Annotated in this window: 19 protein-coding genes, 1 other RNA gene and 2 pseudogenes; 7 read left to right on the top strand and 15 right to left on the bottom strand. The window is 64.7% G+C overall.

Translation table 11 applies throughout. The features are described from left to right. Positions 1–94: 94 nt before the first annotated feature. Positions 95–1,869 (bottom strand): annotated as a pseudogene (locus H8A95_RS06795) (acetolactate synthase 3 large subunit). Positions 1,870–2,242: 373 nt separating this feature from the next. Continuing rightward, entirely contained in the window at positions 2,243–3,172 is a 930-nt protein-coding gene (gene miaA, locus H8A95_RS06790; RefSeq protein ID WP_229182505.1) for a tRNA (adenosine(37)-N6)-dimethylallyltransferase MiaA, read from the bottom strand. On the opposite strand from miaA, the gene serB reads away from it, so the two are divergent. Further along, positions 3,171–4,076 carry a phosphoserine phosphatase SerB gene (gene serB, locus H8A95_RS06785; RefSeq protein ID WP_229182459.1) on the top strand — a complete coding sequence of 302 codons (906 nt, stop codon included), beginning with the start codon at positions 3,171–3,173 and terminating at the stop codon, positions 4,074–4,076. The two genes, miaA and serB, sit on opposite strands and share 2 nt — an antisense overlap. A 130-nt stretch (positions 4,077–4,206) precedes the next feature. Here serB and H8A95_RS06780 read toward each other — a convergent pair whose 3' ends face one another. The 12 genes from H8A95_RS06780 to H8A95_RS06725 form a co-directional block, all read right to left on the bottom strand. Beyond that, a complete protein-coding gene (locus tag H8A95_RS06780; RefSeq protein ID WP_229182458.1) occupies positions 4,207–5,703 on the bottom strand; it encodes a Do family serine endopeptidase in 1,497 nt (498 codons plus the stop codon). Between the two features lie 186 nt (positions 5,704–5,889). Next, entirely contained in the window at positions 5,890–6,090 is a 201-nt protein-coding gene (locus tag H8A95_RS06775) for a DUF2065 domain-containing protein (RefSeq protein ID WP_092115850.1), read from the bottom strand. A 108-nt stretch (positions 6,091–6,198) separates the two neighbouring features. After that, positions 6,199–7,098, bottom strand: a complete 900-nt coding sequence (hflC, locus tag H8A95_RS06770; protein ID WP_229182457.1) for a protease modulator HflC — start codon at positions 7,096–7,098, stop codon at positions 6,199–6,201. Next, a complete protein-coding gene (gene hflK, locus H8A95_RS06765; protein WP_229182456.1) occupies positions 7,095–8,237 on the bottom strand; it encodes an FtsH protease activity modulator HflK in 1,143 nt (380 codons plus the stop codon). The genes hflC and hflK overlap by 4 nt, the downstream gene beginning before the upstream one ends. A 144-nt stretch (positions 8,238–8,381) precedes the next feature. Then, positions 8,382–8,894: a dihydrofolate reductase gene (locus tag H8A95_RS06760; RefSeq protein WP_229182504.1), complete on the bottom strand. Its 513-nt coding sequence runs from the start codon at positions 8,892–8,894 to the stop codon at positions 8,382–8,384. Continuing rightward, the gene (locus tag H8A95_RS06755; RefSeq protein WP_229182455.1) at positions 8,894–9,379 is read right to left on the bottom strand and encodes a GNAT family N-acetyltransferase; all 486 of its coding nucleotides are present in this window, start codon (positions 9,377–9,379) and stop codon (positions 8,894–8,896) included. Before H8A95_RS06755 ends, H8A95_RS06760 begins: the two co-directional genes overlap by 1 nt. After that, positions 9,379–10,173 carry a thymidylate synthase gene (locus H8A95_RS06750; RefSeq protein WP_050401897.1) on the bottom strand — a complete coding sequence of 265 codons (795 nt, stop codon included), beginning with the start codon at positions 10,171–10,173 and terminating at the stop codon, positions 9,379–9,381. The genes H8A95_RS06755 and H8A95_RS06750 overlap by 1 nt, the downstream gene beginning before the upstream one ends. Positions 10,174–10,359: 186 nt before the next feature. Next, positions 10,360–11,340, bottom strand: coding sequence for a tripartite tricarboxylate transporter substrate binding protein BugD (locus H8A95_RS06745; protein ID WP_229182454.1), 981 nt, complete (start codon positions 11,338–11,340; stop codon positions 10,360–10,362). A 133-nt stretch (positions 11,341–11,473) separates the two neighbouring features. Further along, a complete protein-coding gene (locus H8A95_RS06740; RefSeq protein ID WP_229182453.1) occupies positions 11,474–12,988 on the bottom strand; it encodes a tripartite tricarboxylate transporter permease in 1,515 nt (504 codons plus the stop codon). A 7-nt stretch (positions 12,989–12,995) separates the two neighbouring features. Further along, complete coding sequence (locus tag H8A95_RS06735; protein ID WP_229182452.1) at positions 12,996–13,496, bottom strand: tripartite tricarboxylate transporter TctB family protein; 501 nt, start codon at positions 13,494–13,496, stop codon at positions 12,996–12,998. A gap of 94 nt (positions 13,497–13,590) precedes the next feature. Then, entirely contained in the window at positions 13,591–14,124 is a 534-nt protein-coding gene (locus H8A95_RS06730) for a chromate transporter (protein WP_229182451.1), read from the bottom strand. After that, positions 14,121–14,732 (bottom strand): chromate transporter, encoded by a 612-nt coding sequence (locus tag H8A95_RS06725; protein ID WP_229182450.1) that lies wholly within the window; start codon positions 14,730–14,732, stop codon positions 14,121–14,123. The genes H8A95_RS06730 and H8A95_RS06725 overlap by 4 nt, the downstream gene beginning before the upstream one ends. Before the next feature lie 77 nt (positions 14,733–14,809). On the opposite strand from H8A95_RS06725, the gene ssrA reads away from it, so the two are divergent. From ssrA to H8A95_RS06695, 6 genes are all read left to right on the top strand, one after another. Beyond that, positions 14,810–15,165, top strand: a transfer-messenger RNA (tmRNA) gene (gene ssrA / locus H8A95_RS06720). Between the two features lie 144 nt (positions 15,166–15,309). Next, a complete protein-coding gene (locus tag H8A95_RS06715) occupies positions 15,310–15,831 on the top strand; it encodes an SspB family protein (protein WP_229182449.1) in 522 nt (173 codons plus the stop codon). 177 nt (positions 15,832–16,008) lie between these two features. Continuing rightward, a complete protein-coding gene (gene fumC / locus H8A95_RS06710) occupies positions 16,009–17,424 on the top strand; it encodes a class II fumarate hydratase (RefSeq protein WP_229182448.1) in 1,416 nt (471 codons plus the stop codon). A gap of 276 nt (positions 17,425–17,700) precedes the next feature. Then, a complete protein-coding gene (locus H8A95_RS06705) occupies positions 17,701–17,889 on the top strand; it encodes a DUF4169 family protein (RefSeq protein WP_229182447.1) in 189 nt (62 codons plus the stop codon). Further along, the gene (locus H8A95_RS06700) at positions 17,886–18,161 is read left to right on the top strand and encodes a ribbon-helix-helix domain-containing protein (RefSeq protein WP_024580116.1); all 276 of its coding nucleotides are present in this window, start codon (positions 17,886–17,888) and stop codon (positions 18,159–18,161) included. The genes H8A95_RS06705 and H8A95_RS06700 overlap by 4 nt, the downstream gene beginning before the upstream one ends. A gap of 56 nt (positions 18,162–18,217) precedes the next feature. Next, positions 18,218–18,565, top strand: a complete 348-nt coding sequence (locus H8A95_RS06695) for a VOC family protein (protein ID WP_229182446.1) — start codon at positions 18,218–18,220, stop codon at positions 18,563–18,565. Positions 18,566–18,678: 113 nt separating this feature from the next. Here the strand turns inward: H8A95_RS06695 and H8A95_RS06690 are convergent. Then, positions 18,679–20,558, bottom strand: a pseudogene (locus tag H8A95_RS06690) (AsmA-like C-terminal region-containing protein); the annotation flags it as partial.

Here is a 20,558-nt window from a genome sequence, read left to right as displayed (position 1 = left end):
GACTCCCCCTCACCCGGATTGCGCTCGCGCGCAATCCGACCTCTCCCCGCAAGCGGGGCGAGGTGAAGAGAGAGTGCGCCACGATCGAACATCATCACACCAGCGCCTTGCCGCCGGAGAAGGCCTTCGCGGTGGCCTCATCGGTCGCTTCTTCCGGCAGCAGCATCTCGTTATGCGCCTTGCCCGACGGGATCATCGGGAAGCAGTTCTCCAGCGCGGCGACGCGGCAGTCGAACAGCACCGGGCGCTTGATCGAGATCATCTCCTTGATCGCGCCGTCGAGATCGGCGGGCTTGTGCGCCTGCAGGCCGACGCAGCCATAGGCGTCGGCGAGCTTGACGAAGTCCGGCAGCGCTTCCGAGTACGAATGCGACAGCCGGTTGCCGTGCAGCAGCTGCTGCCACTGCCGCACCATGCCCATGTACTGGTTGTTCAGGATGAAGATCTTGATCGGCAGCTCGAACTGGACCGCCGTCGACATCTCCTGGATCGTCATCTGCACCGAGGCGTCGCCGGCGATGTCGATCACCAGGCTGTCCGGATGCGCCACCTGCACGCCGACCGCGGCCGGCAGGCCGTAGCCCATGGTGCCGAGGCGCCCGAGGTCATCCAGCGGTGTGGCTCCTCGAAGCCGAAGAACTGCGCCGCCCACATCTGGTGCTGACCGACTTCGGTCGTGATGTAGGTGTCCTTGCCTCGGGTCAGCTCGAACAGGCGCTGGATCGCGTATTGCGGCAGGATGACATCGTTGTTCTTGCGGTAGGACAGCGAGTTGCGCGCGCGCCATTGCGCGATCTGCTGCCACCACGCCTTGATGTCCGGCTTCTTGGCTTCCGCCTTGAACACCTGCAGCAAGTCGCCGAGCACGTTGCCGCAATCACCGATGATCGGCACGTCGACGCGGATGTTCTTGTTGATCGAGGACGGATCGATGTCGATGTGGATCTTCTTCGAGCCCGGCGAGAACGCGTCGGTGCGGCCGGTGATGCGGTCGTCGAAGCGCGCGCCGACGCACAGCATGACGTCGCAATCATGCATGGTCATGTTGGCTTCGTAGGTGCCGTGCATCCCCAGCATGCCGAGCCAGTTCGGCCCCGACGCGGGATAGGCGCCCAGACCCATCAGGGTCGAGGTGATCGGAAAGCCGGTTGCTTCCACCAGCTGGCGCAGCAGCTGCGAGGCCTCGGGACCGGAATTGATCACGCCGCCGCCGGAATAGATCACCGGACGCTTGGCATTGGCGAGCAACGCCACCGCCTTGCGGATCTGGGTCGCGTCGCCCTTCACGCGCGGCGTGTAGGAGACGTGCACGTCGGACTTGCGCTGCGGATGATAGGTGCCGGTGGCGAACTGCACGTCCTTCGGCACGTCGACCACGACCGGACCCGGCCGGCCGGTGGTGGCGACATAGAAGGCCTCGTGCAGCACCCTGGCGAGGTCGTTGACGTCGCGCACCAGCCAGTTGTGCTTGGTGGCGGGCCGCGTGATGCCGACGGTGTCGCATTCCTGGAAGGCGTCGTTGCCGATCAGATGGGTCGGCACCTGGCCGGTGATGCAGACCAGCGGGATCGAATCCATCAGCGCGTCGGTCAGCGGCGTCACCATGTTGGTGGCGCCGGGGCCCGACGTCACCAGCACCACGCCGGGCTTGCCGGTCGAGCGCGCATAGCCTTCGGCGGCGTGGCCGGCGCCCTGCTCGTGGCGGACCAGGATATGCTCGACCTCGCTCTGCTGGAAAATCTCGTCGTAGATCGGAAGCACCGCACCGCCGGGATAGCCGAAGACATGCTGCACGCCGTGATCGATGAGCGCGCGCACGATCATCGCGGCGCCGGTCATCTGATTGGGATCGTGGCTCTTGTCGGTCATGGTTCGCTCCGGATGCGCTTGTTTTTGCGCGGCTTTTGTCAGTTCTCGTCAGTTCTGCTTCGGGCAATAAAAAGGGGCCCCAGAGGCCCCATGCACACCGCCCGAATTTGGATGGCCGCTAGCCATCCCCGGCGGTGTGCCTGGGTACGACGGCGATAAGGAGTTTGGTAATAATGTTGCGCACGAGACGACCCAGTCTTCCCAAAGGTTGCGCGAACATAGCGGCCAAAGCCTGAATGTCAAGGCAAGGCAAGCACTTTCGCGATTTACGTACTCTAACGGGGTTCCGCCCGTTCGGCGAGTGCTTTTGCGCTGGCGAACACGCATGGCTGACGGGCGCGCGGCGGCATCGGTGCGCTTCGCTCCATCCGGTCTACGGGATCCGGCTCTCCAGCCACTCCCTGCCAGCCTCCGGGGCCACCCATTCGAATTCCGGGAGCTGGTGGCGAAACCAGGTAAACTGGCGCTTGGCATAATGGCGGGTGTCGGCCCGGCCGATTTCGGCGGCTTCCTCCCGGCTGATCTCTCCCTTGAGGTGCCGGATCAGCGCCGGCACGCCATGGGCCTTCATCGCCGGCAGCAGTGGGTCGAGCCCGCGCGCCGCCAATGCAGCGACCTCGTCGCGCGCGCCGGCATCGAGCATCGCGCCGAACCGCGCGTCGATCCGCGCATAAAGCTGCTCGCGCTCCGGCGCGAGAAACAGCGCATGGAATTGGCCCGGTGGCAGCAACGGCGGCAGGCCATCGCGATGCCAGTCCGGCAGCGGGCGACCGGTGGCCTCGACGACCTCGAGCGCCCGCGCGATGCGGGTGCGGTCGCGCGGCTTCAGCCGTTCTGCCGACACCGGATCGCGCTGCACGAGCTCGGCATGCAGCGCCTCAACGCCGTGCTGCTCCAGCCTTGCGCGCACGCCGTCGCGCACATCGGGGGGGATCGGCGGCACCGCCGACAGGCCGCGCGTCAGCGCCTTGAAATACAGGCCGGAGCCACCGATGAAGATCGGCAGCCGGCCCTGCGCACGCGCCTCGCCCAGCACATTGGCCGCATCCGCCACCCAGGCGCCGGCCGAGAAATTCACGGCGGCGTCGACATGGCCGTACAGCCGATGCGGAACCAGCGCCTCCTCGCCGGCAGTCGGCCGCGCCGTGATGATCCGCAGATCGCGATAGACCTGCATGGAGTCGGTGTTGATCACGATCCCGCCGGTGCGCTGCGCGAGCGCGAGCGCCAGCGCCGACTTGCCGCTGGCGGTCGGCCCTGCGATAAGCACTGCCTTGTCCAACAATCCCGAATGCGCCTGCATGTCCCTCGTTGCCACGCTGATCTGCAATCCTGCAAGCCCCGCGCTCGACTCCACCATCGTCGAGGGCGCGCGGGCCGTGCTGCCCTCACCCGGCCCGGCGCAGTGGCTGTTCAACGAAGTCGCCGTCGATATTCCCTTCGAGAGCCAGAACACCGGCAAGGACGACATCAAGGCGATCGAGGAACGCCTGCGCCAGGCCCGCGGCGACCTGCCGATCGACATTGTCGTGCAGCCTCGGATCATCAGGCGCAAGAAGCTTTTTCTGGCCGACATGGATTCCACCATGATCGGACAGGAATGCATCGACGAGCTCGCCGATTTCGCCGGGCTGAAGGCCCATGTTGCCGCCATCACCGAGCGCGCGATGCGCGGCGAGATCGAGTTCGAGTCGGCGCTGCGCGAGCGCGTGGCGTTGCTGAAGGGCCTGCCGGTCGGCGTCGTCGACGAGGTGCTCGACAAGCGCATCACGCTGACACCGGGCGGGCGCGAGCTGGTCATGACCATGCGCGCGCAGGGCGCCTATACCTGCCTGATCTCGGGCGGCTTCACCTTGTTCACCAAGGTGGTCGCGGCGAAGGTCGGCTTCCAGGAGAACCGCGCCAATCAGTTGCAGGTCGCGGACGGCAAGCTGACCGGCGAAGTGGTCGAGCCGATCCTCGGCCGCGCCACCAAGCTCGCCACCCTGATCGAGCTGACCGAATCCTTCGACCTCGACGACATCGACACGCTGGTGGTGGGTGACGGCGCCAACGATCTCGGCATGATCCAGGCCGCAGGCCTCGGCGTCGCCTATCACGCCAAGCCGGCGGTCGCGGCCGCCGCGGCGGTGCGGATCGACCACGGCGACCTCACTGCGCTGCTGTATGCGCAGGGCTATCGCCGGGACGAGTTCGTGGCGGGGTGAACCTTGCCGTCGTCCCGGCGAAAGCCGGGACCCATAACCACCGATGCCAATTACCTAGAAAAGCCGTCGCCCAGTTCCTCAACAAGAACGGCCACGGCGTATGGGTCCCGGCTTTCGCCGGGACGACATTCTACTGCACGCCGAGCGCGACGAAGCGGAGTTCGCCGTCGCCATTGGAGACCAGCAGCAGCACGGACTTCTTGCCGTCCTTCTTCAGCTGATCGACGCGCTTCTTGATGTCGGCGGCGCTGGACACCGCCTCTTGCGCCACCTCGACGATGACGTCGCCGGCCGACAGCCGCTTCTCGGCGGCATCGGAGGCGTTGTCGACGCCGGTGACAATGACACCCTTCACGCTGTCCTTGATCTTGTACTTGGTGCGCAGATCCTTGCTCAGCGCCGCAAGGTCGAGACCGAGCGCCTTCTGGGTCACCGGCTTCTCGGCGGCGTCGTCCTTCGGCTTGGCGTTGGCCTGCTGGACCTTCTCGTTGTCCTCGAGCCGGCCGAGCGTGACCTTGCGGGTCTCCTCATTGCCCTTGCGGATGATGACGACGTCGACTTCCTTGCCGACCGCAGTATCGGCGACGACGCGCGACAGATCCTTCGGGTCCTTGACGTCCTTGCCGTCGAACTTGACGACGACGTCGCCGGGCTCGATGCCGGCCGGCCTGGCCGGGCCCTTGTCGTCGACGCCGGCAACCAGCGCGCCGCGCGCCGGCTTGATGTTGAGGCTGTCGGCGATCTCGTCGGTGACCTGCTGGATGCGAACGCCGAGCCAGCCGCGGCGCAGCTCGCCGAACTTCTGCAGCTGGTCGACGACGCCGGCCACCGTCTTCGACGGCACGGCGAAACCGAGGCCGATCGAGCCGCCGGTCGGGGAGATGATCAGCGTGTTGACGCCGATCACCTCGCCATCGAGGTTGAACAGCGGACCGCCGGAATTGCCGCGGTTGATGGCGGCGTCGGTCTGGATGTAGCTGTCATACGGGCCCTGGCTGATGTCGCGGTTCTTGGCCGAGACGATGCCTGCGGTCACCGTGCCGCCGAGGCTGAACGGGTTGCCGATCGCGACCACCCAGTCGCCGAGGCGGATCTTGTCGCTGTCGCCGAACTTGACCGCGGTGAGCGGCTTCGGCGGCTTGAACTTGAGGACCGCGAGGTCGGTCTTCTTGTCGACGCCGACCAGCTCGGCCTTGATCTTGGTGCCGTCGTTGAGGATGACGTTGATCTCGTCGGCGTCGGCGATGACGTGGTTGTTGGTGACGACGATACCTGCGGTATCGACGATGAAGCCCGAGCCGAGCGAGTTGGTCTTGCGCGGCTGGAACTCGCCACTCTTGTCGCCGCCCTTGCCGGGCGGCCCGCGGCGGTTCTTGAAGAAGTCGTCGAAGAACTCCTCAAACGGCGAGCCGGGCGGCAATTGCGGCATCGTCCGGTCCTTGGCCTCGATCGTCTGCGACGTCGAGATGTTGACGACGGCGTCGATCACCTTCTCGGCGATGTCGGCGATACCCTCGGGGCCGCGTGCGAACGCCGGCACGGAGCTCAGCATGCTCGCAGCACCGATCGAGATCGCAGCTCCCATCATGCGGAGGCGACGGCTCAGGGCTGGTCTGGCAGCGATCATGTCGGAGTTTCTCCAGGCAAACGGGTTCAAATTAGCTGGTCGCAGTATGCGCCCGTGATCACAGAGTGCGCCCGAACGGGCATATGGCGCAAGCATCTCACCCCGGCATTTCGGCGAAAAACCGGCTGCGAGAGGCTCACGATTATGTTCATTCTGGCGCGATCTGCGCGGTGGAACAGGCAATGATCAGCGCCGCACCAGCCAGATCAGGATCAGTCCCGCAACCGCCGAACCGATGCCGACAATGCGCAGGATGTTATCGGGCGTGGCCAGCGCGCTCTTCATCGCCCGGCGCATCCAGGCGGGGCTTGCCGCAAACAGGATACCTTCGAGCACGAACAGGATTCCCAACCCGATGAGGAAGTCGCCGAACGCTATGGACTTCATCGGATGGCAGCCTCCCGCTCGATGCTTATTGTTGTTGAGTGGCGGCGACGCGTGATCCGCATCGCCGCCAGGTCGTGATGTTCAAGTCGTGATGTTCAGGTCTTGACGTTACTGTTTCGGCGCGGCGGCCGCCTCAGGCGCCTTGCCGTTCGCATTGCCGAAGTATCTGAAGAATTCCGAGTCCGGCCGCAACAGGAAACGTGTGTCGCCGGAGCGCAGACTATTCTCATAGGCCGTCATCGAGCGATAGAACGCGAAGAAGTCCTTGTCCTTGCCATAGGCCTCGGCGAACAGGCGGTTGCGCTCGGCATCACCAGCACCGCGGGTTTGCTCCGCGGTCGAGTTCGCCTCGGCGACAATCACCGTTGCTTCGCGGTCGGCCTTGGAGCGGATCTCCTGCGCCTTCTGGTCGCCCTGGGCACGGAACTCGGCCGCTTCGCGCTGACGCTCGGACTTCATCCGGTCGTACACCGCCTGGCTGTTCTGCTCCGGCAGGTCGGCGCGGCGGATCCGGACGTCGACGACTTCGATGCCGTAGCCGTCGGCCTCCTTGTCGAGCTGCTCGCGAATCCGTGCCATCAGCTTCTCGCGCTCGTCACGCACCACCGTGATGAAGGTGACCTCGCCGAGCACGCGGCGCAGCGCCGCGTTGAGCAGCGTGGTCAGCTGCAGGTTGGCGGCCTGGATAGAGCCGACGCTGGTGTAGTAGCGCAGCGCATTCTTGATGCGATAGCGCGCGAAGGCGTCGACCACCAGCCGCTTCTGGTCGGAGGCGATCACCTCCTGCGACGGGTTTTCGAGATCGAGGATGCGCTTGTCGACGTTGATCACCGAATTCCACGGCGCCTTGAAGTGCAGGCCGGGATCGGTGACGACATCGACCGGCTCGCCGAACCGCAAGACGATCGTCTGCTCGGTCTGCTGCACGGTGAACACCGAGCTGTAGCCGACGGCGAGAACGATGAAGAGGAGAACCAGGGACACAATGCCGGTGACAGGGGACCTCATCGGGTGGCTCCCTGCTGCTGGCCGGTCGTGGCCGGCGCTGCTGCCGGACGCCGCGGCGTCAGTTCGCCGAGCGGAAGATAGGGCACGACGTTCTGGCCCTGGCCGCCGTCATAGACCAGCTTCTCGGAGCTACCGAGCACGCGTTCCATGGTCTCGAGATAGATGCGCTCGCGCGTCACTTCGGGTGCCTTCTTGTATTCATCATAGACTTTCAGGAAGCGTGCGCTCTGGCCCTTGGCCTCGGCGACCGCCTGCTCCTTGTAGCCCTCGGCGGCCTGCAGGATCTGCGCGGACCGACCACGCGCTTCCGGCACGATCCGGTTGGCGTAGGTCTGCGCCTCGTTCTGCTTGCGCTCGAGGTCGGAGCGCGCCGCCTGCACGTCGCGGAATGCGTCGATCACCTGCGCCGGCGGATCGACCTTCTGCATCTGCACCTGGGTGATCTGGATGCCCGCGCTGTAGTTGTCGAGCGTCTTCTGCATCAGCTCCTGGACGTTCTGCTCGGTGACGTTGCGCGCCCCGGTCAGGATCGGCTGGATCTGCGAGCGGCCGATCACCTCACGCATCGCGCTTTCGGCGACCGCCTTCACGGTGCCTTCGGGATTCTGGATGTTGAACAGGTAGGCGCCGGCCCCGCCGGGCTTGATGCGCCACAACACGGTGAAGTCGACGTCGACGATGTTCTCGTCGCCGGTCAGCATCAGGCTCTCTTCCGGCACGTCGCGCATGGTGCGGCCGCGCCGTGCGGGATCGTCGATCAGGGTCATGCCGATCGAGATCGTGTTGACGCGCAGCGCCTTCGGCAGCAGCACCGTTTCGATCGGATACGGCAGGTGATAGCGCAGGCCCGGCTGGGCATCGCGGTCATATTTGCCGAAGCGCAGCACGACGCCGAGCTCTTCGGACTGGACACGGAAGATTCCGGTCGCAAACCAGATCGCGAGCGCTGCGACCAGCACCAGCACGATGCCCATGCTGCTGAAATGGCCGCCGGGCAGCCACTGCTGCAGCCGGTCCTGGCCGCGCCGCAGCAGATCCTCAAGATCCGGCGGCCTTGGCCCGGCCGACTGCGGACCTGTGCCCCACGGCCCTTTCGGACCCGAGCCCCATGGCCCCCCGCCCTGATTTTTCCACGGCATCAAACATCTCCTCGGCAAGTCCGGACGGGACGCCCGGCCTCGAATGTCCGGCCCGGTTATAGGGGACCGTCAGGGCCCTTACAACGCAAGCTTCCTGGCCGGACGAGCTATGCGCCGGGGCAAAATTGTCAATGCAAACATTGGTTAACCCCGGCCGCGCCGACGATATGTCACATAGGAGAAGTCGGCGTTGTCGTCCGGACCAGCCGGATTCCGCACGCGCGCGACCTCGTCCCACTCCTTGGCGTCGATTTTGTCGAACCGTGTATCGCCGTCCGGCCGGGCGTGAACCTCGGTGATCTCCAGGCGATCGGCCGTGCCCATCCATTGCGCATAGATTTCCGCGCCACCGATGACGGCAATTTCAGTGGCGAAACGCCGCAGCGCGTCACCAAGCGCAATTGCGCGGGCGTTTTCGAACGACGTCGTGACGATCGCACCACGCGCGCGGTAGTTCGCATCGCGCGTCACCACGATGTTGGTGCGACCCGGCAGCGGCCTGCGCAGGGATTCGAACGTCTTGCGTCCCATCACGACGGGCCGGTTCAGGGTGAGCGCCTTGAAGCGCTGCTGATCGGTCTTCAGCCGCCATGGAATTGCGTTGGCATTTCCGATCACACCGTTCTCGGCGACCGCGACGACGAGTACGATCTCCATCAGCGAGCCCCGTCCGCAAGCGCCGACAGCGCCTCGCCGGAGACGCGGCAGATCGTCCATTCGTCCATCATCTCGGCGCCGAGCGATTTGTAGAATGCAATCGACGGCGCGTTCCAGTCGAGCACCGCCCATTGCAGCCGCGACCAGCCATTGGCGAGGCATTGCTTCGCCAGATGCACCAGCAGCGCCTTGCCGATGCCCTTGCCGCGCAGCGCCGGGCGCACGAAGAGATCCTCGAGATAGATGCCGTGGCGGCCGGCGAAGGTCGAGAAGTTGACGAACCAGACCGCGAAGCCGGCGGGCTCGCCGTTCCATTCCGCGATGTCGCAAAAGAGCCGCGGGTTGGCGCCGAACAGCGCCTCGGCGATATCGGCCTCGCTGGCGTGGACCTCGTGCAGGAGCTTTTCGTATTCGGCGAGCTCGCGGACCAGCGAGAACACCAGTCCGGCCTCATCGGGCCGCGCGCGGCGGATCGTCAGCGACATCAGACTGCGACTTCGGCCTTGATGTGCGGATGCGGGTCGTAACCTTCGAGTTTGAAGTCTTCGTAACGGAACGCGAAGATGTCCTTCACATCAGGGTTGATCGCCATCGTCGGCAGCGGCCGCGTCGGGCGCGTCAACTGCAGGCGCGCCTGCTCGAGATGGTTCGAGTAGAGATGCGCGTCGCCGAGCGAGTGCACGAAATCGCCGGGCTTCAGCCCGGTCACCTGCGCCACCATCATGGTCAAGAGCGCGTAGGAGGCGATATTGAAGGGCACACCGAGGAAGACGTCACCTGAGCGCTGATAGAGCTGACAGGACAATTTGCCGTTCGCGACATAGAATTGGAACAGGCAGTGGCACGGCGGCAGCGCCATCTTGTCGACTTCGGCCGGATTCCAGGCGCTGACGATCAGCCGCCGCGAGTCCGGGTTGCGCTTGATCATCTCGATCACGTTCGTGATCTGGTCGATGCTGCGGCCATCGGGCGCCGGCCAGGAGCGCCATTGCGAGCCGTAGACCGGACCGAGATCGCCGTTGGCGTCGGCCCACTCGTCCCAGATCGTGACGCCGTTGTCGTTGAGATATTTGATGTTGGTGTCCCCGGCCAGGAACCAGAGCAGCTCGTGGACGATCGCCTTCAGCGGCAGCCGCTTGGTGGTCAGCATTGGGAAGCCGGCCGAGAGGTTGAAGCGCATCTGATGGCCGAAGATCGACAGCGTGCCGGTGCCGGTGCGATCGTGCTTCTCCGCGCCGTCGGCGAGGATGCGTTCGAGCAGGTCGTGATACTGGTTCATGACTGATTCTTGGCGTCTGTTTCGGGCTTCCGAGGGAGCGGCGAATGTAGCGGCCAAGACCGCTAGTCGACACGCCGATTCGGCTGAACGCACCGATTATACCCTGAAAAATGAACACTCCTGCGCCAAACGGCAAGGGGCGGAACTCGCGTCCCGCCCCTCGCCTATCCACTTGATCACGCTGGCTTAACTCGCCGGCTTCAGCACCGGCGTCCATTTCGCGATCTCGTTCTTGACGAGGGTCGCGAGCGCCTCCGGCGTGCGGTTGGCGGGCGCCGGGATTACGCTGCCGAGCTCGAGCAGGCGCTTGCGGACGTTCTCGTCGTCGAGCGCCTTGATCGCCGCAGCATTCAGCGTCGCGATGATGGCGGGCGAAGTTCCCTTCGGCGCGAACACCGCATTCCAGGCCTGAGCCTGGAACGCCGGCAGGCCGGCCTCCGTCGTGGTCGGGACATTGGGGAGCGACGGATTGCGCTCGGGGGTCGCGACCGCATAGGCCTTGATGGTGCCGGCGTTGATCTGCGGCACCGCGTTGACGATCTGGTCGCACATGTAATCGACCTGGCCGGCGACCAGCGCGTTCATCGCCGGGCCGGTACCGTTGAACGGCACGCCGACCGGCTTGACGTCGAGGATCGAGTTCAACAGCTCGCAGGACGCGTGCGAGACTGAGCCGATGCCGGCATGCGCGGCGTTGACCTTCTCGGCATTGGCCTTCACGTAGGCGACGAATTCCTTCAGATCCTTCGGCGGGAAATCCTTGCGGGCAAGGATCAGGATCGGCGTACCCGCGAGCAGCGCAACCGGCTCGAAATCCTTTTCCGGATGATACGCAAGCTTCGGGTAGAGCGGCACGGACGCCGCGTGCGTGCCCATGTGTCCGGTAATCAGCGTGTAGCCGTCATTGGCGGCGCGTGCGGCGCGCGTCGTCGCGGTGGTGCCGCCGGCGCCGACCACGTTCTCGATGACGATGCTTTGTCCAAGCGTTTGCGCCATGTGGGCGGTGACGATGCGCGAGATGACGTCGGTCGGACCGCCGGCTGCGAACGGCACGATCATGGTGATGGTGCGCGTCGGATAGTTTTGCGCAGACGCCGGCGCGGCGAATGCGCTCAGCGCGGCAAATGCCGACAGGCATGCGCCCGCAAGCGAGCGAATGGACATCATCTCGATTCCTCCCGGGAACGTTTGACCAATAAAAATGCCGGCCAAATCGGCCGGCATTTTCATTTCACGAGACGACATCGAGTGTCGATTCGACTTCCGCCTGCGGCGCGCCGACGCAGGACCTGGAGAGAACTCAGCCCTCGGACTCGACGAACACCTCGTCGCGCTTCGCACGCAACGCCGGCAGCACGGCGAGCACCAGCAGACCCGCCGCGATCGCCAGCAGCACCGCCGACAGCGGCCGCGAGAGGAACACGCTCCAGTCACCGCGCGAGATCAGCAGTGCGCGACGCAGGTTCTCCTCCATCAGCGGACCCAGCACCATGCCGAGCAGCAGCGGTGCCGGCTCGAAATCGTGCTTGATGAGCCAGTAGCCGACCAGGCCGAACGCGCCTGCGAGAACGACGTCGACCGGCGCGTTGTTCACCGAGTAGATGCCGATCGCGCAGAACACCACGATCGAGGGGAACATCAGCCGGTACGGCACGCGCAACAGACGAACCCAGATGCCGACCAGCGGCAGGTTGATGATGATCAGCATCAGATTGCCGATCCACATCGAGGCGATCATGCCCCAGACCAAATCGGGCTGCTTCTGCATCACCTGCGGACCCGGCACGATGCCATGAATGGTCATCGCGCCGACCATCAGCGCCATCACCGCATTCGGCGGGATGCCGAGCGTGAGCAGCGGGATGAACGAGGTCTGCGCCGCGGCGTTGTTGGCGCTTTCCGGCGACGCGACGCCCTCGATCGCGCCGCGGCCGAACCGCGACGGATCTTTCGCCAGCTTCTTCTCCAGCGTATAGGCCGCGAACGAGGCGATCACGGCGCCGCCGCCCGGCAGAATGCCGAGGATCGAGCCGAGCACGGTGCCGCGCAGGATCGCAGGCGTGGAATCCACCAGATCCTTCCTGGTCGGCATCAGGCCGGTGATCTTCTGCTGCACCAGATTGCGGTCCATCTCCGCGCCGTGGTCGAGGTTGCGAATGATCTCCGCGAAGCCGAACACGCCCATCGCCACGGTGGCGAAGCCAAGACCGTCGGCAAGCTCGGGGATGTTGAAGGCCATGCGCGAGGCACCGGTCTCGATGTCGGAGCCGACCATCGACAACAACAGGCCGAACACGATCATCGCGACCGCCTTCAGCACCGAGCCCTTGGCCAGCACCACCGCGAAGATCAGGCCGAGCACCATCAGCGAGAAATATTCGGCCGGGCCGAACGCCAGAGCGAGCTTGGTCAGCGGCGCGCCGAGCACGGCGATCAGCACGGTTGCGACGCAGCCGGCAAAGAACGAGCCGATCGCGGCGATCGCCAGCGCCGGGCCGGCGCGGCCCTGCTTGGCCATCTGATGGCCGTCGAGCGCGGTGACCACGGAGGTCGCCTCACCCGGAATATTGACCAGGATCGAGGTGGTCGACCCGCCATATTGCGCACCGTAATAGATGCCGGCGAGCATGATCAGCGCACCGACCGGCGGCAAACCGAAGGTGATCGGCAGCAGCATCGCGACGGTGGCAATGGTGCCGATGCCGGGCAGCACGCCGACCAGCGTGCCGACCAGCGCACCGATCAGGCACATCAGAAGGTTGATCGGCGAGAACGCGACCGCGAAACCGTGGGCGAGATTGGCAAACAGTTCCATCACGCCCTCACTGGATCAGGAAACGCGGGAACATCGGCATCGGAAGTCCCAGCACATAAGGAAACAGCAGCGCGCAGCCGAGCGTCAGGCAGGCACCGACAATGATGGCTTCGATCCATTTGGTCTCATGCGAGCCGAGTGCGGCGATCAGGAAGGCCGCAAAGGCGGAGACGACGAGGCCGAACGGCCGGATCCCGACTGCGAAGAACACGATGGCCGCGGACACGAACAACGGGCCGCGCCAGGAATAGGCCGCGATATTCGGGCCGTCCTTGAGAACGCCCATCAGCGCAACGGCAGCGCCGAGCAACAGCAGCAGCACGGCAAACATGCGCGGCGCGGTTCCGGCGCCGAACGAAAATCCGTGCATGCCTTGCAGATCGCTCGAGGCCCACAAGGCAAACAGCGCGACCGCCACCATGGCGAGCCCGCCGATGAAGTCCTGCGGACCGCGTACCCATTCCGGCAAGATCGATTTGACCGGCGCCTCGCTCGGCGTGTCGCTCATGACTTCGCTTCCCCCGTCAGGGCTGTCCCGCCCGCTTTGATTGAATGGCTTGGCTTTGTGGTGCGTTGACCGAAAGCCTTGCTAGCGATTTTCGTCAGACAACGCCAGCAAAACCCAAGAGACCTCCGGCAAGCAACACCCACAAGGGATTGATCCGCGTCGCAAAAGCAAGCGCGGCTGCGACAATGGTGATCAGCACCGCGATCCAACTTTGGTCTGATGTCTGCGCCACGATCAGCCCGGAGGCGGCCATCAGACCGATCGACAGCGGAACCAATGCGGCTTGAATGATCGCCGGCCAGCGCGCGTCGCGCGAGCGATCGAGGAAGCGGCTTACATAATAAGCAAGCAGCGCGGTCGGTCCGCACATCGCAACCGTCGCGGCCAGCGCCCCGGCGACGCCTGCGACAGAATAGCCTATCAGCGTCACGATCAGCACGTTCGGCCCCGGCGAGAGCTGCGAGATCGCGAACACGTCGGCGAACTGCTTGTCGGTCAGCCAGTGATGCACGTCGACCGCGGCGCGGTGCATTTCGGGGATCGCCGAATTGGCGCCGCCGACCGCAAACAGCGACATCAGGCCGAAGGTCCAGACCAGCGCCGCGACCGGGTTGGAGTCCGAGCTCATGCCTTCACCATGCGGCGCGTCAGGATCGTGACCGCAAGGCTGAGCGGGATTGCCACCAGCAGCACGATCTGGAGCGGCCACCGGATCAGTCCGATCGCGACGAAGACCGCGGCCAGAATGACGAGGCCTGTGACATCACGCCGCTTCAGGAGCGGCATCATCATCTTGAAGACGACGGCGAACAGCAGCCCGACCGCGGCGCAGGCCACCCCTGCGAGGGTCCGGCGCAGGACGTCGATATCGCCGTAGCGGGCATAGAGCGCGGCAAGGACAGTCGCGATCACCATCGGCGGCCCGACCAGCCCGGCGAAGGCCGCCAGCCCACCCGCGACGCCGCGAAAGCGCGAACCGAACACGACCGACAGGTTGACGATGTTCGGACCTGGCAGGAAATGGCACAGCGCGAAGGTCTCGTTGAACTCCTCGGCCGTCATCCAGCGGTGCTGCTCGACGATCGACCGCCGGGCCCAGACCAGGACCCCGCCAAAGCCGGCCAGCGACATCTTGGCAAAGGCCAGGAACAGCTCGAGCAGGCCCGGCTGATGGGGCGGCGACGGTGCGGAGGCATCCGGCGCCGGGGCGGCAACCGGCGGGGATTCCGGGGGCATGGGCAAAATCTAGAACGGCGTCAGGACGCCGGCCAAGCCAAATTGGTGTGTTTTCACAACTGAAAGGGCCTGAATCGGCTCTGTTTTTCTACGGCGTTGCCGCTATATTGGGGGTGCCGGTTCGCCGGCTATGGAAATAAATGGCCGTCGCAATAAACCATTCGGACCCGGGGGCGGTACCCGGCGCCTCCACCAGAACCCATCCTTCGCGGTGGCTTTCGGCGGGGGCGAAATAGGATCGACGAGGGCGTAAAGGGCGTGTTTTTTCTCGGTATGGTTCCGCCGTTATCGGGCTAATGCAATAGTTGCCAACGACAACTTTGCTCCGGTTGCTCAGGCTGCGTAACGCAGTTTGAAAGACCATCTTAAAGTCCTAACGGGTTAAGCTCCGTTAGGCGGGGTTCGGAGGCACCTGGCAACAGAAGCCTCCACTTTATTTCCGATCGGGCGTCCGCCCGCATTATCCGCTACCAGCCCTGCTGATTTCCGGCTCCCGGCGGGGTAGCATGGCCAAAAGGGCGAGTCGGACGGGTCCGACGACGCCGTGCCGGCCATTTTTCGAAGCGACAGGATCACCATGGCGACCGATCACATCCGATATGACGTGCTGGCGCGCGATGCGCTGCGCGGGGTGCTGCGCCGGGTGTTGTCCGACGCCGCCGAACATGGCTTGCCGGGTGAGCACCATTTCTACATCACCTTCCTGTCGCACGGCGACGGCGTGAAGCTGTCACCACGACTGCTCGCGCAGTATCCGGAAGAGATGACCATCATCCTGCAGCACCAGTTCTGGGACCTGGTGGTGACCGAGGACCGGTTCGAGGTCGGCCTGTCGTTCGGCGGGATTCCCGAGCGGCTGAATGTGCCGTTCGCCGCGGTGACGCGCTTCCTCGACCCGTCGGCGCCGTTTGATCTGCGGTTCGACGTCTCGGACGCGCTGTCCGAGGATGCTCCTCCCGCCACCGCGCCGGCCTCTCCGCTTCCCGCACCGGCCGCCCGCGCCGCGGTGGAGACCGAGACGGCCGAGACCGAGCAGGAGCCTGCCAAGCCCAGCGAAGGTGCCGAGGTCGTCCGGCTCGACCGCTTCCGCAAGAAGTAATCTAACACAGATCACTCCGCGACCTTGTAGGATGCTTGAGAGGTTCGGGATGACAGATCGTCATCCCGGACTATCTTCTGCATGAACGTGCTTCTTGCGCGGACGCTTTCGCGTTGTCGCGCCGGAGAGTCCGACGCCATGCCGGTTCACGTTCTGACGACGCAACGGAGAGCATCCATGGCTCAATCGACGACACCATCCAACGCCGCTACCCGCAGCGAGACCGACAGCTTCGGTCCGATCGACGTCCCCGCCGATCGCTACTGGGGCGCGCAGACCGAACGCTCGCGACAGAATTTCAAGATCGGCCACGACCGGATGCCGATCGCGATCATCCACGCACTCGGCGTCGTCAAGCTCGCGGCAGCAGAGACCAATCGCGAACTCGGCCAGCTCGATGCACGCCGCGCCGACGCCATCGTCAGCGCCGCCAGGGAAGTGATCGAAGGCAAGCTCGACGATCATTTTCCGCTCGTGGTCTGGCAGACCGGCTCCGGCACGCAGACCAACATGAACGTGAACGAGGTGATCGCCAATCGCGCCAACCAGATGCTCGGCGGCGAGCTCGGCGCCAAGCAGCCGATCCATCCGAACGATCATGTCAACATGAGCCAGTCGTCGAACGACTCGTTTCCGACCGCGATGCATATTGCGGCAGCGGGCCGCATCATCGCCGACCTGATCCCCTCCCTCACCGAGTTGCATCAGGCGCTGCACCAGAAGCAGGAGGCGTTTGCCAAGATCGTGAAGATCGGACGCACGCATACGCAGGACGCGACACCGCTGACGCTCGGCCAGGAATTCTCCGGCTACGCGGCGCAGGTCGAGAGCGGCATCGCGCGGCTGCAAATTGCGGTGAAGGAGCTGTTTCCGCTCGCGCAGGGCGGCACCGCTATCGGCACCGGCCTCAACTCGAAGCCGGAATTCGCGAGCGCCTTCGCCAGGCACGTTGCAGAGCTCACCAAATTGCCGTTCACCAGCGCGGCAAACAAGTTCGAGGCGCTGGCTTCCAACGACGCCTATGTGCTGGTGCACGGCGCGATCAATTCGGTGGCGACCGGCCTGTTCAAGATCGCCAACGACATTCGCTTCCTCGGATCCGGCCCGCGCTCGGGTCTCGGCGAATTGATCCTGCCGGAGAACGAGCCGGGCTCGTCGATCATGCCGGGCAAGGTCAACCCGACCCAGTGCGAAGCCATGACCATGGTCTGCTGCCAGGTGTTCGGCAATCAGACCACGATCACCGTCGCCGGCAGCCAGGGCCATTTCGAGCTGAACGTGTACAAGCCCGTATTGGCATATTGTATGATAAATTCCATTCAGTTGCTGTCTGACGTTGTCCGCTCATTTACCGAGCATTGCGTTGTCGGCATACGCGCCGACGAAAAGCGCATCAACGAACTGATGCAGCGCTCACTGATGCTGGTGACCGCGCTCGCGCCGAAGATCGGTTACGACAACGCCGCCAAGGTCGCCAAGTCGGCGCACGCGCACGGAACGACGTTGAAGGAAGAGGCTTTGCGGCTTGGATTTGTGTCAGCGGATGAATTTGACCGCCTCGTGCAGCCGGACAAAATGACACACCCCGGCTGATCGAGCGACGCGCAATGTCCGGATAATTACGGTCACCGCGCGTGATATAATTATGGATCATAACTCCTAAAGACTAAGGCGAGTTACCTATCAGCTCTGCGTTGGCGCATGGTACAGACGTCTAGTTTTCGCAGAGCGAAACGGATTCTTTGATGCTATCACGAGCATCAGATGGGGATTCGGGATGGATATCGAGCCGGGCGCGCAGCGCAATCGCTCTTGCTTTCGTCACGATGCATCACCAATTCTGCTCTGGGGACGATGAGGACGACGAGCATGGGCGACGTGGTCAACTTGAAACGATTCAAGAAGCGCGGTGAGCGCGAACAAGCAGCGAAGCAGGCCGAAGCCAATCGTGCGCTATTCGGTCGCACCAAATCCGAACGGGCGCGCGACGAATTTCTCGGCGAGCGCAACGCTCGTCAACTCGATCAGCATCGTATCGAAAGTGGAGACGCATCATGAAGTCTCCCGTCGTTAAGCGTTCGATCGTCGTCGCCGGACACAAGACCAGTGTCAGCCTGGAAGAAGCCTTCTGGAACGGCATGAAAGAGATTTCCGGTCTGCGGAACATGACGCTGTCGGAATTGGTCGGCGAGATCGACAACAACCGTCAGCAGGGCAATTTGTCCTCCGCGATTCGGTTGTTCGTGCTCGACTACTTCCGGTCGCGCGCGACGCCGGCCGTGCCGACGGATGTCCGGCCGCAACAGGTCGACACGCGCCAGCAGGCCTGACGGCCCTCTCCGACCGTCGCTTCAAAAGACGGTCGTTCCGCCGCGCGGTCTTCAGCATGAAGGTCAATCGCATCGTCGCGAACGTTGCCGCATCAAACATGGCGGCAGCGAAGTCGTTCTATCAGGATATCCTCGGCCTCGCGCCGCTGATGGATTTCGGTTGGGTTGCGACTTACGGCTCATCCGAAACGATGCAAGCTCAAATCAGCTTCGCAACCGAAGGCGGATCCGGTACGCCGGTGCCCGATCTCTCGATCGAGGTCGACGACCTCGACGAAGCGCTGCGCCGGATGAAGGCAGCCCGCATCGCGATCGAATACGGTCCGGCGGACGAGCCGTGGGGTGTGCGGCGCTTCTTCGTCCGCGATCCCTTCGGCCGGCTGATCAATATTCTCCAGCACTAATCCTGAGCTGAATTCTGGAGATCTGGTCCGATTGAATCGGACCAGATCTCCAGATTCTTGCTTTGACGCGTTTTCTTGACGCGAACCGGTACCCACTTCGCTTGAAAACGCTTTTAGTTCTGCACCGCCGGCCGCGGCGGCGGATTGGCGACCTGCGGCGTCAGCGACAGTGGTGGTCGCAGCGGCCGCGACCTGGCCGCGCCGGGCACCGGCTTGACCTCGATCGGCGGCGGCAGCGGCGCGACCTGCGGCTGGCTCGCAATCGGCGCAGGCGGCACGACGGCCGGCGCAGTGGCAACCGGCGGGACGATCGGCGGCCGTGGTGCCACGACCTTCGGCTTCGCCGGCACGCGGCGCGGATCGGGACCGGGCACCGGCAAGTTGGCGGAAGGTACCCCCGCCGAATTTGAGTTGGACGCATCAGGCGCCGGCGCGGCAGGAGGCGGAAGGGCCGCCGGGGTTGGCGGCGGCGGTTCACCGCGCTCGATCGCATCGAGCCGCTTGGTCTCCCGGTCGATCGCGCGCACTGCAAGCCAAGACGACAACGCCGCAATGTCGATGCTGCGGGACAGCCCGTCGGGCGTGCCGATGGCAAGCAGCTGGATTTCCGGGCGGCTGCTGGCGGTGCCCACCTGCGTCGACGCCAGTGCGGCGCGGATGTCGGCCTGGTCGGCCGGAATGTCGTAGCCGCCGGACACGATCGCGTTGGCTCCGTTCGCCGCGAGCGTGGTGGCACCGACCCGGATGCGGCCGTCTCGGATGTTGAAGGGTATTTGCGCCGAAGCGATCGACAGCCCGCCGGCGGCGAGCGCCGGCTCGACGATCTGCTTCAGCCTGATGTCGTCGGTCGCCTGCCCGGAGTCGCTGGCGCGGATCGCAACGTCGAACGCACGCGGATCGAGGCCTGGAAGGTTCAGCCCCTCCAGCGTCACGACGCCGCTGCCGGACAACGCGCCGATCAGCGCCGAGGCGCTGCGGCCCTGCGTCAACAACGTCATCTGCATCGAGGTCCGCGCCTTGGGCATCGCGAGACTGCGATAGCGCAAGGCTGAACCGTCGACATCAGACAGCTGCACATTGGCGTTGAGCGCAAGTCCATTGACGCCCTGTCGCGCATCGATCGAGGCCCTCGCCTCGCCGCCGCCGATCTTGCCCTTGATGCCGTCGAAGGTCAGCGACTGCCCGTCAGACCTGATGGTGCCGTTGACCGGCTGCAGCTCGGCACCACCCGGCAGCAGACCGTGCAGCGCTTCGAACGTGACCTTGCCGCGCCAGGCGCTTGTCAGCCCCTGGCCGAGCGGCTCCGACGCATCACGACCAACCGCGCCGATCGCAGCCGCGAAAATCGGTGCCAGCGTGATCTGATCGAGGCCGACTTCGCCCTCGATGCTCTTCTGATCGGCAAGCGTCACCGCGAGACGGCCGCGCAGCCGCGACCCGGCGACGATGCTGTCGAGATCGTCGAAGGTCAGCCTGTCACCGACCAGCGTCAACTTCGATGACAGGCGGATATTTGCGGCCGGATCGGATGATTTGAGATTGAGCAGCGGACTGATGTCGGCGCTGCGGACACGAAGACTGACGCTCGATTTGCTCTCGCTGGCGCCGTCCTTGGTCGAAGGGGTCCAAGGCTCGGCGGCGCCTTCCGCGTCCGCGTCGAGCCCCGCGCCCCACAGCCTCGCCTTCAGCCGCAGCGGCGCGTGCCATGCGCCGGTCACGGTACCCTCGAACTGCGTCGGGCCGGGACCGGCCGCGACCACGCGGTCAAGCCCGAGCAGCGCCAGCAACGCGTTGCCCTCGCCGGCCGAGAGCTTTGCCTCGGCTGTCACGTCGTTGCGGCGAAGGGTGTCGAAATCCAGCGCGCGGATCGCGGCGACCTGCGGCGTCGCCGAGATCACTGTGCTGCCCTTGAGCTGCGGCGTGTCGAGATCGAGCGTCGCGCGCGCGCTGACGCGATCGGCGGCCTTGCCCTTCGCGAGATCGAGCGCAAGCC

The organism is Bradyrhizobium oropedii (assembly GCF_020889685.1).
In the GTDB taxonomy this organism is placed as follows: domain Bacteria; phylum Pseudomonadota; class Alphaproteobacteria; order Rhizobiales; family Xanthobacteraceae; genus Bradyrhizobium; species Bradyrhizobium oropedii.
Note: the sequence above shows the minus strand (reverse complement) of the source record. Positions and strands in the feature narration are given on the sequence as shown.